Genomic DNA, 12745 nt, shown 5'->3' with positions numbered 1-12745 from the left:
CAGTCTGCCGGGTTCGGCCGCCCGTTGGCAAGAGCGGGCGTCAGCTCTCCTCGAGAACGAGCGCCAGTTCGGGGCAGGCGGCGACGCCGTCCCGGGTGGCTTGTTCATCCCCCGGCGCAACGTCGTGCGCCTCGAGGATCGAGTAACCCGAATCGTCGATGGGGAACAAGTCGGGGTCGACGGCATAGCACTGCGCATGGCCCACGCACTTCGACTGTTCGAGACGAACCTTCACGAATCCTCCTCCACTGCACCGCCGGACGACGGCGACGGCCTTCCGCCACATCAGCTTAGTGAGAATAAGGCAAATGATTAGCTATTTTCGTGGCGGGTGGTCGCCACCATGACCCACTGGCTACTGTGCCGCAGCTTCCACGTCGTCATGCGCGCGGTGACCATGGCCAGGGCGCCGGCCAACGCGACCAACCCCGCATCGGGCCAGTCCCCGGCGATGGCCACCGCCACGCACCCCACCGCGCACAGGACGACAACCGCTTGCGCGACCCGACGCAAGACCAGGTTGCCGTTCATCCCGTCACCCCCCCGACGATGGCCGCTAGACGGCGGCCAGGGTCCGATCGTCTGCGGTGACCCGCGGGAAGTGGAGCATCCGACGGGCGTTCTCCTCGACGATCAATGCGCACTCGTCGTCGGGAACGTCGGCCAGCACCTCCGCGGCCCGCTTGCGCGAGTTCGGCCAGTTGGAATCGCTGTGGGGGAAGTCGATTTCGAGCATGATGCGGTCGATCCCGATCGCCTCGCGGTTCGTCAACCCGTGCTCGTCGTCGATGAAGCAGCCCCAGAAGTGCTTGCGGAACAGATCCGAGGGCCGGGTGTCGAAGTCGATCTTCTGGTAGTAGCGGTGCCGCTCCCAGACGTAGTCGGTGCGCTCCAAGATGTAAGGCACCCAACCGATTCCGCCCTCGGCGAGCGAGATCTGCAGACCCGGGAACTGCTGGAGCTTGCCCGAGAACAGCAGGTCCACCGTCGACCACATCAGGTTCGTGGAGAACAGTGCCGTCGCCACCGCGAACGGGGCGTCCATCACGGCCATCTGCCCCGGCACCGGCTTGATCGTGGAGAACGAGAAGCCCGGCACGAACGAGCCCGAGCCGAAGTGCAGCGACACCGGCATCTGCGCGTCCGAGCAGACCTGCCACAGCCCGTCCCAGTGATCGGAGTGGAACGACGGCAGACCCAGCGGCACCGGGCTGTCCGGGAACGAGATCGTGCGGGCGCCCTTGGCGGCCACGCGCTCGGCCTCGGCCACGCAGGCATCGATGTCCCAGGTGGGCAGGATGGCCAGCGGGATGTAGCGCTCCGGCGCGACCGCGCACCACTCGTCGATGTAGAAGTCGTTCCAGGCCTTCACGCACAGCAGCGCGAGGTCCTTGTCGTTCGCGCGCTGGAAGGTGCCGCCACCGAACCCGGGGAACGACGGGAAGCACAGCGCCGACTGCACGCCGTCGAGGTCCATGTCGGCGACGCGGGCCACCGGGTCATAGCAGCCGGGGATCATGTCCTCGTACCGGACCGGATCCATGCCCCACTCCTCCGGCGGCTTCCCGGCGACGGCGTTGAGCCCGATGGTCGGGAACACCGAACCGTCGTAGTGCCACAGGTGCATGCCGTTCTCCTCGACGATGCGAGGGCCCTGCTCCAGGTACTTCTGGGGCAGCCGGTCCTGCCATACCCGCGGGTGCTCGACGAGGTGGTCGTCGACGGAAACGATCTGATGGTGGTCCTGAAGCGGCATCGTGCGCTCCTTCGTCTCGGCTGATTTTCTGACACAACGTCTTGTTTTCTGACGCTTCGTCTCACAGACTATATGGCGTAGGCCACATTCGTCTATAGATTGAGAGCCCTGACATGAATTCCCCCACCCCGCCCACGAATGGTGCAGCGCGAGAGACCGTCGACGAGGACGATCACGACCTCCTGACGTTCGGCGAAGCAGGAGAGCGACTGCGGCTCGAAGTCGCCGCGGCAAGAGCCGAGGTCGAGCGGTTGCGGGGGTCTGGTTCGGCCGAGGAACTGGACAAGGCGAGCGCCCGCCTCGACGCCCTCAGCGCGGCGGCGGCGCGCAACACCGCCCAGCCGATCAACGACGCCAACTTCGAGAAGTTCTTCGGTTATCCGGGCAAGGCCAAGCGCAACCTGCCGGGACCGTCGCCGACGTGAGTGCGGCGTCGGCCTGGGTCTACCGGGATAATCCTCGTATGGGCGCGACTCCGGACAAGCTGCGGCGTCCCGGATATGCACCCCCCGCCAACGTCGGCGTCGGTCGTCGCGGTCTGCACACGCGCGAACGCATTCTGGCGAGCGCGGCGAAGGTGTTCCTGGCCAATGGCTTTCACGGGACGTCACTGGACACCATCGCCAAGGCAGCCAAGGCCTCGCGCGCGACGGTCTACCAGTACTTCGCGGGCAAGGAGGACATCTTCCGGGAGCTGAGCGCGACGTCGGAGCGCGAGGTGCTCGCACACGGCGAGCGACTCGGCGCCCTCGGCCCGACCGCCGACGGGGTCGAAGCCCTCCACGAGTGGCTGGCGGAATGGGCCGACCTCTACGACGCGCACGCGGCCGTCTTCGCCGAGTTTCCCGGCATCGGCACGCCCACCGGGCTATCCGTCATCGACGCCGGCGCGGTGGCCGAGGCCTACCGCCTCGAGGTGACCGATCGGCTTCGCCGGGTGGACCTCGGCGGCCTCGACGTGCACGATGGGGCCGCCGCTCTCGGCCGAATCCCCCACATGGTCAACCTCTACCGGTGCCGCGCGATGCTTCCCCTGCCCGAGCGCTCGGTGCTCACGTCCTCACTGACCGTCGCTTTGCAACTGATGCTCTTCCCCGACACCCCCGACGACGCGCTGCGGGCCCTTCCCGACGCCGCGCCGCCGACGTCCGACGTGACGGACGATGACCCTGCCCCGGTGCCCGCCGACGTCGTGCCACTGTCCCCGATCGCGCACGACGTCCTCTCGGTCAGCTCGACGCTGTTCGCCGAACGCGGGTATTACGCGGTCGGCATGGAGGACATCGCCGCGGCCGCCGACGTCAGCCGCGCCACGCTGTACCGCTACTTCAGCACGAAGGAGAACATCCTCGCCGAGCTGACCCGCCGGGCCGTGCTCGAGATCGAGGCGCACGCGGCGGCGCTGCCGGGGACCGCTGCGGCCACCCTCGCCGGGTGGATGCTGGGCTACGTCCGGTTCCACCGTGAGTACCGCGGGGTCATCCGCGCCTGGTTCGACGGCACGGTCGCCGATCAACTCAACGATGCCGCCGTCGAGCACGGGATCGGCGCCGTTCACCACGCGGTGGCCGCGTTGCTCGCCTCCGTCGACCTGCCGCCGGGAATCGACGCTCGAGCAGCCGGCGCGGTGTTCCTCGCGGTGCTCGGCCGCATGAGCGAACCCACCGGGGCGCCGACGCGCGACGACGAAGGCGCCGCCGACCTCATGGTGACCCTGCTGCGCCGGTCGCTGTTGCGGTCGCTCTAGGTTTCGTCGGCAGCCAGGTCCGCCCGCAAGCGCTTCTTGTCGACCTTGCCGCTGGCCAGCACCCGCAGTTCGTCGACGACCACCAACCGGCGCGGCACCTTGTAGCCGGCCAATCGTCCTCGGACGTGCTCCTGCACGGTCTCCAGCGTGAGTGCTGCGTCGGCATCGGGCACGACGACGGCGCAGACGGCCTCGCCCCACCGCTCGTCGGGCACCCCGATCACGGCGCACGCCGCGACGCCGTCCAGCGAGCTGACGGCGTCCTCGACCTCAGGGGAGTACACGTTCTCACCGCCGCTGATCACGACGTCCTTCTTGCGATCCACCAGGTACAGCAGACCGCGATCGTCGATGCGGCCCACGTCCCCGGTGTGACACCAACCGTCGCGCAGCGTGGCCGCCGTGGCCGCCTCGTCGTTCCAGTAGCCGCGAAACGCCGACTCCGACCGCACGACGATCTCCCCCGCCGCCCCGGCGGGCACGTCCCGTCCGCTGTCGTCGACGAGCCGAATCATGGTGCCGGGGAACGGAAATCCCACCGAACGCAGGCGCTCCTCGGCGTCCGGGCCGTCGAGTGCGTGCAGCTCGCGAGGCAACCCGGACACGATGACCTCGGTCTGCCCGTACAGGTTGAGAAACCCCGCGTGCGGCAGCACGTCGAACGCCCGACGCAACGTCACCGCCGTCATCGGCGCCGCCGAATACACCACCGTCCGAACGGATGTCACGGCCGCGGGGTCAGCCACCTCGTCGAGCAGACTCTTGAGCATGACCGGTGCGAGGTGCAGCACCGTGATCCGTTCGGTCGCGATCAATCGGACCGCCTGCGCTGCGTCGAACTGCTGCTGGAGCACGACGGTACCGCCGCGGGCATGTACACCCAGCATGATCGCGAGTGCGCCCACGTGGAACATCGGCATGTTGATCAGACCGCGATCATCACTGCCGCACCGCATTTCAGCGTTCATCGTGTAGGCGATGCTCCGCAATTCACGCTGCCCGACGACACAGCACTTGGAGGCGCCGGTGGTGCCGCTGGTGAAGAGCAGGTAGGCGACGTCCTGCGGCCGTGCGACGGCGTCCGGTTCGACGGCCCGCCCGCCCTCGACGAAGCGCTCGTAGTCGATGGCCCCGGGATGCGTGGCGCCGCCGATCGTGACGAGCAGCGGCGGGTTGGGCCATTCGGCGATCGACCCGGCGAGCGTCGAGGCGAACTCGTCGGCGCAGAAGACGATCAACGGCGTCACCCGGCGCAGGACGTCCTCGACCTCTGGTGCCGACAGTCGAAAGTTGATGGTGGCCATGATGATTCCACTCACCTGCGCGGCGGCGTGCAGCTCGCCGAACTCGATGCCGTTGCGGCTCAGCACCGCGATGCGGTCCTGGTGGCCGACCCCGGCCTGGGCCATCGCCGACGTCAGACGTAGCGCCCGCTCTCTGAGTTGTGCGTGGGTGAGGGTGCGCTCACCGTGCCGGTAGGCGACGCCGCTCGGGAAGCGCAGCGCGTTGTCGGTGACGATGTCGCCGAGCGTCATGCCCTCGGGGTGAGGCTCCGGTGCCGTGCGCCTCGACCCGGACGCTCGGCCTGCGTACGCCGTCAGCAGCTGGCCTTGATGGAGAACGGCCGCGCGATGCGCGCGCTGGGGTTCGCGGCATCGAATCCCTCCGCGGTGCCCGTGATGGTGAACGTGCGGCCCGTCATCGCCACCGCGGCCTCCCCACCGAGGTTCTGCCAGTAGCTCCCCGTGAACCCGCCCAGATCGCGGATGTCGACGGACTTCGCCGTAAGTCCGTCGGCATTGTCGACGACCGTCGTCGTGCCCATGGGCCCGCTGCCCGTCGTGATGGTGGTGTAGGACTGAATGAACGTGCAGCCCACGTCTCGTGAGGGGGCGAGCTGTCGCCCATCGACCGAAACGTCCGCCGTCCCAGCCGGAATCGTGCCCGCTCGCGGCGACACGGCCGCCGGCGACGAGCACGCCGCGCTGACGCCGATCAGCAGACCCGCTAGCGCGAGGACTTTCACGTCCATCGATGCACCCCAATCTGGACACGCCCACCCCGGCCCGCGGTGGGCTGATTCGTTCGCTGCCTGACCGACGATCACGACGTGCTCACTGCGCGACGGCGTCCGGTGGCGTGAGGCAGGGGGCGATGAAACACCGGAATCGCTGCCGAACTGCCGCTGCGGATCTGTCGTCGGCCTGCGTCATGAGATAGCACTGCTCGGTGAGGTACTCGATGACGAGGTCGCGCTCGACGTCACTGCGGATTTCGCCGGCCGCCTGGCCGGCTGCGAGCACGGGCGCGAGGACACCGGTGATCAGCCGGCGCACCTCCGGGTCGACGACCGAGGTGGACCGTCGCGCGATCAGCTCCAAGACGATGGGCTCGTTGGGCAATTCGCGCGCACTGTAGATCAGGGATGCCTCGATCTTCGCGAGGGCATCCCGCTCCCGGGACATCAGCTCGGTCACCAACGCGGTGTGCTTCTCCGACCGCCGCAGCCCCACCTGGGTGATCAATTCGGAGATGCTGCCGAGTTGGCGGTAGGCGGTGGCACGGGATACCCCAGCCCGGTGCGCGACTGCCTCGAACCGACCGCACAGCGTTCCGTTCTCGGCCAACTCGTGGTCCGCGGCCGCGATCAACCGATCCCGCACGCCCTGCTCCCTGGCGTCCAGTAGTTCGCTCGTCATCGGCGAGCCCTTCCCGCGGGATGGCTCACCCATGGCGACACCGGGGGTCGAGACCACCGAAGAAGCTCTAGCGCAACCCATCTCGCGATACCACCCGCTTACTAGCTGCAGCCGTTCGCGCCGCAGACCGGTGCCGGAGGCCCATCCTCGGGAAGCTGCCCGGCGGGCATCTGCTGCAGGCTCTGGCCATTCAACGTCCCCGAGCCCTGGGTGAGGTCGATGTCGTGGTCGAGCCCGGGCGCGATCGGCATGAATCGACAGAGGAAGGTCACCCCGAGCTGGCACGGATCGTCGACGTCGGCAGCGGCGGGCGCTGCGACACCCAGGGCGACGGCGACCATGCCGACCGCCGCGACCAGCGCCCTCGTCTTCGCCACACCCATCGGCTCAGTGTAGCCGCCCGCCCCCGAATCATTAAACCCTTTGGCTATATCGCCGACGCGGTGGTCTGGCCGGATGGTCAGCCGACGAGGTCGCCGACCGGCTCGTCGAACCCGGGTACCGCGGACGTCAGCGCGTAGCGGTCGTGGTCGATCTCGTGCACCTGCATGGGGCGGAACACCGGTCGGCGGCCGATCCCGGCCTGACCGCGAATGACGCCGTAGCCGCGCGCATCGACGGCGCGGAATGACTCGAACTGCAACACAGCAATGCACCTCCAATGCTGTCGACGGACCTGTCACCGTGGCGGGGGGCCGCGCACCGTGCAACATCGAAATTTAGCACTCGCGCCCCGTGAGTGCTAGCCCCAGGATCGTTGCCACCGCCAATGCCGGCGAACGACACGACCCGGCCCTGCGCACGTCGACATCGCCTCGCCAGCAGGCCGAACCGGGCATGATCTCCGGGTGGGGGTTGACGGGGTGGGGACGAACTCGGCCTGGCGGAGTGTGGGCGAGCCCAGGGACGGTGAGCCACCGGGGGTAGGCACGAGCCCCGTCGGTGGCTGGCTGGCCGATGCCGACGTGGGACCGAGACACGATGTGTCGCAACGCCACCTGGTGTCTCGCGCTGCGAACATCGGCTTGGCGATGCGCCACACCGCCAATCTCCTGGTGGCCGTCGTCGCGCTCGCCGACCCCGACTCCGCGGCACGATTGCCCGGCCAGCTGCTGCTCATAGCGCTCGGCCTGTGGGCCATCCACCGGTTGGCCACCCGATCGCATTCTTCGCTCGCCACCGCCATCGACGTCGCGTTCACCGTCGCGGTGTGCCTGGGGATTCCCCTCCTCGTCGCCGACCCACGGTTCTACCTCTCCAACTGCGCACCGATCGCGGTGGCGGGCACGGCCGTCATCGGTTTCACGGTGGGCCTGCCGATACGGGTGAGCATCGTCGTCGCGTCGATCATCGCGGCCAGCTACGCCACGGGGGCGGCGGCGGTCATCGGCTGGCCGCACGTGCACGAGGTGTTCAACCTCTACTACTTCGGGCTGCAGTGGGCCACGTGTGCGTTGATTCGCTTGGCCGAGTTGCGGGTCGCTCTCGCCGTGGACGCGGCGCGGGCCCGACGGCAGCACGCCGACGTGACGCAGCGGGTGGCGGAGGCGGTACGCGACTACGACCGCGAGCAACTGCGCCTCCTGCACGACACGGTGGCCTCCACCCTGCTCCTCGTCGGACAGGGCTCCCCTCTCTCACCGGAGAGGCTCGCCCGGCAGGCGCGCCGGGACCTCGAGATGCTCGGCGATCCGCAGCCGGAATCCTCCGAACCCATGAACGTCGTTGCCGCGCTTCGTGATCTGAGCCCGCAGTACGCCACTCCGATGCGCTGCACCGGCGTCGAATCCCTGTGGGTGGATGCCGAGATCGGCCACTGCGTGGTGGCGGTGATCCGGGAGGCGCTCAACAACGTCGACCGACACGCCCGCGCCGGCATCGTGACACTGGACGTCGTACCCCATCGCATCGTCATCACCGACGACGGCAGGGGTTTCGACCCGACCGCCGCTGCGCCGGGCTACGGAATCAGTCATTCGATGACGGCCAGGATGCACACCATCGGCGGCAGCACGGCCGTCACGTCGTCGGTCGGGCACGGCACGACGGTCACCCTGACGTGGCCGAACCCGGAGGAGCCCCGGCGACTGACCGACGCCGTCGGCGACCCGGACCGCCTCATCGAGCGGACCCGCACCGGATATGCCCTGGCGCTCACCGCGTACGCCGTGCTCAGCCTGGCCTCGATGGCGCCACCCTCCCTCTCCGCCACCGCCCACCCGGGATGGCAGCTCACCCTGGCGGCGTCCGCGGCCGTAATCACCCTTTCAGCAATCGGATTCACGCTGCGCAAGCGCAGCAGTCCCGCGCTGCTGCCGGGTGCGCTGGTGGTCATCGCACTGGCGCAGACCGTACTACTGCCCCCGACGGTGCTCGGCGGTCAGGCGCAGTGGTCTCAGGCGGCGATCGGTTGGTGCGTGCTGCCGTTCGTCCTGAGGTATCCGGTGCGCCACGCTGCGGCCTGGCTGGTGAGCGTCTGGGTCATCGTGGGGGCCTACACCTTTCTTCGGTCACCCTCGGCACACACTGCGGTCAACCTCGGGCTGGGCACCGCGAGCATCCTGGCCGTGCAGCTGTTCGCCCTGTTGTTCAGTGGCTTGGTCGCCGACGCGGCCGCCGACGCCCACGACGAATTAACCGCCCAAACCGAACTCGTGGCGAGGCAGCACATCACCTCGGCACTGCGGATCGAATACCGGCGCCGCTACGCCAACCTCCTGGCCAACGTGCGCCCGCTGTTGGAGGCCTGGCGTGAGCGGACGCCGGTGGACCCTGCGATGCGACACCGCGCCCAGGTCGAATCGCGGCGTCTGCGTGTGCTCTTCAGCCAGTCGGCGGTGTTCGACCATCCCCTGCTGGCCCAGCTGCGCTCCGCCATCGACGCCGCCGACCAGCGTGGCATCGACGTCAGCGTCGACGTCCAGGGCGCGCTGCCGTCGGTCACCGAAGCCGACGCCCGCGACATCGCCGCACCGCTCGGCGCGGCGCTCGCCGTCACCCGATCGTCCGCCCGCGTCACCGTTCTCGCGCTGGACGACGTGGTGCTGGCGTCGATCGTCTGCGACCACGTCGAAGATGCCGACGTGTCGGCATTGCAGACGAGCACGAGCGATGATGTCGACGTAGTCGGTGCGGGCGAAACGGTATGGGTCACCGTGCGCCACCGGCTCCGGGGAGGAGAGACGCGGCCAGATGACCACACCCGATCGGCAGAGGCCGTCGATCTGCATCATCGATGATCACGACGTCGTGCACGCCGGCATCCGCGCCTGGTGCAGCGAGGCGACGCCGCCCGTGCACGTCGCCGCCAACTACCTGAGCGCCGACGCGTTCCTCGCCAACCATTCCCAGCCCACCGACGACGTCGACGTCGTCGTCCTCGACCTCGAATTGCGCAGCAGACGACCCGCCTTCGACGCCCTCGAACGCATCGTCGACGCCGGGCACCGGGTGATCGTCTACTCCCACATCGACCAGGGCGAAGTGATCCTGCGCTGCTTGGACCTCGGCGCCCTGAGCTACCTGGTCAAGTCCGAGGGGCGACGGCACCTGCTCGACGCCATCCACGCGGCCTGCAGCGACACCCCGTTCGTGGGCCCCCGGATGGCCGGCGCCATGTGTCAGGACGCGCGCGAGGGGCGACCGCACCTCGGCGCTCGCGAGACCGAGGTCCTCGTCGCGTGGTTCCAAACCGAGAACAAGGACCTCGTCGGGCGACAACTCCACATCGAGGCCACCACCGTGCGCACTCATCTCCAGCGCGTGCGCGCCAAGTACGCCGCCGCCGGGCGCCCCGCCCCCACCAAGGCCGCCCTCGTCGCCCGCGCCGTCCAAGATGGCATCATCAGCATCAACGACCTCTAGGCACCGCAGGCGAGGCGTCCGCCGCCTGCGTGACCGTCGACGTCGAATCGCTTCGTGCCCAACGCCTTCGACGGGAAGCGGGGTTCCTGTCATTCGAACGGATGAACTTCGGTCGTCGACGAGTCCCCTCGCTAGGCGACGAGGTTTCCAGGTGCTACAACCTAAGGCGAGTCGGATGGAGGACCGGCCACGCACACCGCAGCTCCAGGGGGAAGGACACTCGTGACGTCGATGATTACGGCCGTCAAGCCGGGGCAGGCCGGACCCGGGATCGGCCGCCGCCGCGCTCGGTAACGACACCGGCGGAAGCCATCCTGCCAGGTTCACGCGCGGTTCATTCCGTGCAGCGGCCAGAACCGCCGCCGCCCAATGCCTTTCGCGCGCAGAGGGTCTTGGCGTGAGCACCTGAGCACCGATCGCCCTGGGCCCGTTGGCCTTTGGCCGATGCGGGCATGATCCAGTGGCGTTCGGCGACGCCCTGGTGGTGGTGCGCTGCCCGCCGATGCCGTGCCAGCGGCCGGCCCACGAGCGGACCCGACCCAAGCTCACGAGGGGAGAGCTTGGGTCGGTGTCTCGTGGCGAGCAGATGAACGCAGCACCAACAGGAGCGCTCCCCAGTTTGGGTCGAGTGGGCGTCGGGAAAGACGCCCTCGACACTGGCCTCTTGGGAGCGGAGCACACCACGATGACGACGACTCAGAACACCCACGGTGCACGTCGACGCACCGGCGGATCGGCTCGGACGTGCTCGGCCGTCATTGCCGTGAGCGCCGTGGCCACCGTCAGCGTGCTGCTGGCGGCCTGCGGATCGCAATCCGGGAGCGGGCCGTCCAGCACCTCGAGCAGTTCGACCTCGTCCACCGCCGCGCCGATTCCGAGCACTACCGGTGGCTCATCCCTTCCGAGCGCGTCCAGCTCCGTCGTCGCACCCAGCGCGCCAGGCACCGGCGCCCCCGGCGCGGGGGGCGGCTCGGGCTCGACCGGCGGTGGCGCGGGCGCGACCGGCGGCTCAGGGGGTGCGGTGGGCCCCGCCGGGCCGGGCATTCCCGGCGGTGACACCAACACTCCAGGGCCCAACCCCGGCGGCTCCGGCGGTACCGGAGGTTCCGGTAGCTCCGGTGGAGCACACGGACCCGGCGGAGCGGGTGGTTCCGGCGGCAACGGGTCCGGAGGGATCGGCTGACGGTCATGACGACCGGCCGGCGGGCCCAGCCGCGATGCCCGAGGCGCGGCCAACGGCCGACGTCGTCACCGCGAGGTGATCGTGCGCCAACGGTGTTGACGTACGTGGCATAGCAGCGGTGTACCCCGAGCTCAGGCCACCGGCGTCCGCGTCGTCACGTCCTCTCGCCGCCGCCCGCGCATTCGGGGACTGCCGGGAGTGGGAGCCTCGCCTGGGGGTACATCATGGACGGCGCGCGACGACGAGTTCGCAATGACCGCCCACGGGCGAAGGGTGGCACGGTGTCGAACGATCACAGCACGGACGGCGGGATCGACGAGGCGCTCGCCGAGACGGGGCACCACGCCATGGTGGGTCAACCCCACGATGACGCGACGGAGGGCCCGGTCACCGAAGCCGAGCATCTCGCCGCGGAGTTGAGTTCCGAGGAACACCCCCTGGGGTCTCCCGGACGCCGGTTCGACCGCCGCTCCCCCTTCTTCATCGGCCTGACCGCGTCGGCCGGGGTTGCCGTCACCTATGGCGCGGTACAGGTGCTGACGTCGCTGTCCGACGTGCTCATCCTCATCGGGGTGGCGTTCTTCCTCGCGTTGGGGTTGGAGCCGGCGGTGTCCTGGTTCGTCAACCGCGGTTTGCCGCGCTGGGCGGCCACCACGATCGTGTTCGCGATCTTCGTCCTCGTCTTGGGGGCGTTCATCGCCGCGGCGATCCCGCCGCTATCGGAGCAGGCCTCCGAGCTGGTCCGCGAGGCACCCACGTACGTGCAGCGGGCCCAGAATCACTCCTCGCTGATCGGTCGGGTCAACGATCGGTTCCACGTGCAGGACCGCATCACGTCTGCAGTCAATGGGTCCGGCGGGTCGATACTGCAGGAGATCGTCGATGCGGGGGCCGCCGTCTTCGGGGCCATCGCCAACGTGTTGATCGCGATCGTCCTGACCGTGTACTTCCTCGTCGACATGCCCCGCATCCGCGCCACGCTCTACCGCATGGTGCCCCACAGCCGGCGCCCGCGGACGATCCTCATCGGCGACGAGGTGTTCGCCAAGGTCGGCGCATACGTCCTGGGCAACGTGCTGATCTCGGTGATCGCCGCAGCCGCATCGTTCGTGTGGTTGATGGCGTTCGGGGTGCCCTACCCGTTGCTCCTGAGCATCTTCGTGGGACTGTTCGACCTCGTCCCCGTGGTGGGGTCGACCATCGCCGGCGTGGTGGTGGCCGCGGTGGCGCTGACCGTGTCGCTTCCGGTTTGCATCGCGACGATCGCCTTCTTCGTGGTCTTCCGACTGGTCGAGGACTACCTGCTGGTCCCCAAGATAATCGGGCGGGCCGTCGAGGTGCCGGCGCTGACCACGGTCGTGGCCGTGCTGGTCGGTGGAGCCTTGCTGGGGATCGTCGGCGCGTTGGTCGCCATCCCGATCGCCGCGGCGCTGCAACTGATCGTGACCGAGGTGCTCTATCCGCGACTGGACAGGACGTGACGTTCGGGGGTTGGG

Annotated in this window: 14 protein-coding genes; 5 read left to right on the top strand and 9 right to left on the bottom strand. The window is 68.9% G+C overall.

Features of this window, described 5'->3' with window-relative positions; all coding sequences use genetic code 11:
- Nucleotides 1–40 precede the first annotated feature (40 nt).
- The 3 genes from G6N60_RS07810 to G6N60_RS07800 all read right to left on the bottom strand — a co-directional run bounded on the left by G6N60_RS07810 (nt 41) and on the right by G6N60_RS07800 (nt 1756).
- Entirely contained in the window at nt 41–235 is a 195-nt protein-coding gene (locus G6N60_RS07810) for a ferredoxin FdxE (RefSeq protein ID WP_163734888.1), read from the bottom strand.
- A gap of 77 nt (nt 236–312) precedes the next feature.
- Nucleotides 313–531, bottom strand: coding sequence for a hypothetical protein (locus G6N60_RS07805; RefSeq protein WP_163734885.1), 219 nt, complete (start codon nt 529–531; stop codon nt 313–315).
- A gap of 25 nt (nt 532–556) precedes the next feature.
- Nucleotides 557–1756 carry an amidohydrolase family protein gene (locus tag G6N60_RS07800; RefSeq protein ID WP_163734882.1) on the bottom strand — a complete coding sequence of 400 codons (1200 nt, stop codon included), beginning with the start codon at nt 1754–1756 and terminating at the stop codon, nt 557–559.
- Nucleotides 1757–1869: 113 nt separating this feature from the next.
- On the opposite strand from G6N60_RS07800, the gene G6N60_RS07795 reads away from it, so the two are divergent.
- Together G6N60_RS07795 and G6N60_RS07790 are read left to right on the top strand one after the other, a co-directional pair.
- Nucleotides 1870–2181 (top strand): acyl-CoA synthetase, encoded by a 312-nt coding sequence (locus tag G6N60_RS07795; RefSeq protein ID WP_163734879.1) that lies wholly within the window; start codon nt 1870–1872, stop codon nt 2179–2181.
- A 38-nt stretch (nt 2182–2219) separates the two neighbouring features.
- Nucleotides 2220–3503 carry a TetR/AcrR family transcriptional regulator gene (locus G6N60_RS07790; RefSeq protein WP_163734876.1) on the top strand — a complete coding sequence of 428 codons (1284 nt, stop codon included), beginning with the start codon at nt 2220–2222 and terminating at the stop codon, nt 3501–3503.
- On the opposite strand, the gene G6N60_RS07785 is transcribed toward G6N60_RS07790, so the two are convergent.
- The 5 genes from G6N60_RS07785 to G6N60_RS07765 all read right to left on the bottom strand — a co-directional run bounded on the left by G6N60_RS07785 (nt 3500) and on the right by G6N60_RS07765 (nt 6848).
- On the bottom strand, nt 3500–5038 hold the full coding sequence (locus G6N60_RS07785) for a class I adenylate-forming enzyme family protein (protein WP_163734873.1): 1539 nt from the start codon (nt 5036–5038) through the stop codon (nt 3500–3502). The genes G6N60_RS07790 and G6N60_RS07785 overlap by 4 nt on opposite strands.
- Nucleotides 5039–5100: 62 nt before the next feature.
- Complete coding sequence (locus G6N60_RS07780) at nt 5101–5535, bottom strand: lipoprotein LpqH (protein WP_163734869.1); 435 nt, start codon at nt 5533–5535, stop codon at nt 5101–5103.
- A gap of 82 nt (nt 5536–5617) precedes the next feature.
- Nucleotides 5618–6202: a TetR/AcrR family transcriptional regulator gene (locus tag G6N60_RS07775; RefSeq protein WP_163734863.1), complete on the bottom strand. Its 585-nt coding sequence runs from the start codon at nt 6200–6202 to the stop codon at nt 5618–5620.
- Between the two features lie 101 nt (nt 6203–6303).
- Nucleotides 6304–6585, bottom strand: a complete 282-nt coding sequence (locus G6N60_RS07770; RefSeq protein WP_163734859.1) for a fibronectin-binding protein — start codon at nt 6583–6585, stop codon at nt 6304–6306.
- 77 nt (nt 6586–6662) lie between these two features.
- Entirely contained in the window at nt 6663–6848 is a 186-nt protein-coding gene (locus G6N60_RS07765; RefSeq protein WP_163734856.1) for a hypothetical protein, read from the bottom strand.
- Between the two features lie 355 nt (nt 6849–7203).
- On the opposite strand from G6N60_RS07765, the gene G6N60_RS07760 reads away from it, so the two are divergent.
- Together G6N60_RS07760 and G6N60_RS07755 are read left to right on the top strand one after the other, a co-directional pair.
- Nucleotides 7204–9441, top strand: coding sequence for a sensor histidine kinase (locus G6N60_RS07760; RefSeq protein ID WP_163734854.1), 2238 nt, complete (start codon nt 7204–7206; stop codon nt 9439–9441).
- Entirely contained in the window at nt 9395–10066 is a 672-nt protein-coding gene (locus G6N60_RS07755; RefSeq protein ID WP_163734850.1) for a response regulator, read from the top strand. Before G6N60_RS07760 ends, G6N60_RS07755 begins: the two co-directional genes overlap by 47 nt.
- 696 nt (nt 10067–10762) lie before the next feature.
- Here G6N60_RS07755 and G6N60_RS07750 read toward each other — a convergent pair.
- Nucleotides 10763–11125, bottom strand: coding sequence for a hypothetical protein (locus G6N60_RS07750; RefSeq protein WP_163734847.1), 363 nt, complete (start codon nt 11123–11125; stop codon nt 10763–10765).
- 471 nt (nt 11126–11596) lie between these two features.
- Between G6N60_RS07750 and G6N60_RS07745 the strand changes: the two genes are divergently transcribed.
- Nucleotides 11597–12730, top strand: a complete 1134-nt coding sequence (locus tag G6N60_RS07745; protein ID WP_163743622.1) for an AI-2E family transporter — start codon at nt 11597–11599, stop codon at nt 12728–12730.
- The last annotated feature ends 15 nt before the right edge of the window (nt 12731–12745 follow it).

This window comes from Mycolicibacterium madagascariense (assembly GCF_010729665.1).
Taxonomy (GTDB): Bacteria; Actinomycetota; Actinomycetes; order Mycobacteriales; family Mycobacteriaceae; genus Mycobacterium; species Mycobacterium madagascariense.
This window is presented reverse-complemented; position numbering and strand designations above follow the sequence as displayed.

Bases quoted from the DNA above. Each gene is read 5' to 3' on its own strand.
- G6N60_RS07745 (WP_163743622.1), top strand. From the start codon at position 11,597: ATGGTGGGTCAACCCCACGATGACGCGACGGAGGGCCCGGTCACCGAA.
- G6N60_RS07790 (WP_163734876.1), top strand. From the start codon at position 2,220: ATGGGCGCGACTCCGGACAAGCTGCGGCGTCCCGGATATGCACCCCCC.
- G6N60_RS07805 (WP_163734885.1), bottom strand. From the start codon at position 531: ATGAACGGCAACCTGGTCTTGCGTCGGGTCGCGCAAGCGGTTGTCGTC.
- G6N60_RS07800 (WP_163734882.1), bottom strand. From the start codon at position 1,756: ATGCCGCTTCAGGACCACCATCAGATCGTTTCCGTCGACGACCACCTC.
- G6N60_RS07755 (WP_163734850.1), top strand. From the start codon at position 9,395: ATGACCACACCCGATCGGCAGAGGCCGTCGATCTGCATCATCGATGAT.
- G6N60_RS07775 (WP_163734863.1), bottom strand. From the start codon at position 6,202: ATGACGAGCGAACTACTGGACGCCAGGGAGCAGGGCGTGCGGGATCGG.
- G6N60_RS07795 (WP_163734879.1), top strand. From the start codon at position 1,870: ATGAATTCCCCCACCCCGCCCACGAATGGTGCAGCGCGAGAGACCGTC.
- G6N60_RS07780 (WP_163734869.1), bottom strand. From the start codon at position 5,535: ATGGACGTGAAAGTCCTCGCGCTAGCGGGTCTGCTGATCGGCGTCAGC.
- G6N60_RS07785 (WP_163734873.1), bottom strand. From the start codon at position 5,038: ATGACGCTCGGCGACATCGTCACCGACAACGCGCTGCGCTTCCCGAGC.
- G6N60_RS07770 (WP_163734859.1), bottom strand. From the start codon at position 6,585: ATGGGTGTGGCGAAGACGAGGGCGCTGGTCGCGGCGGTCGGCATGGTC.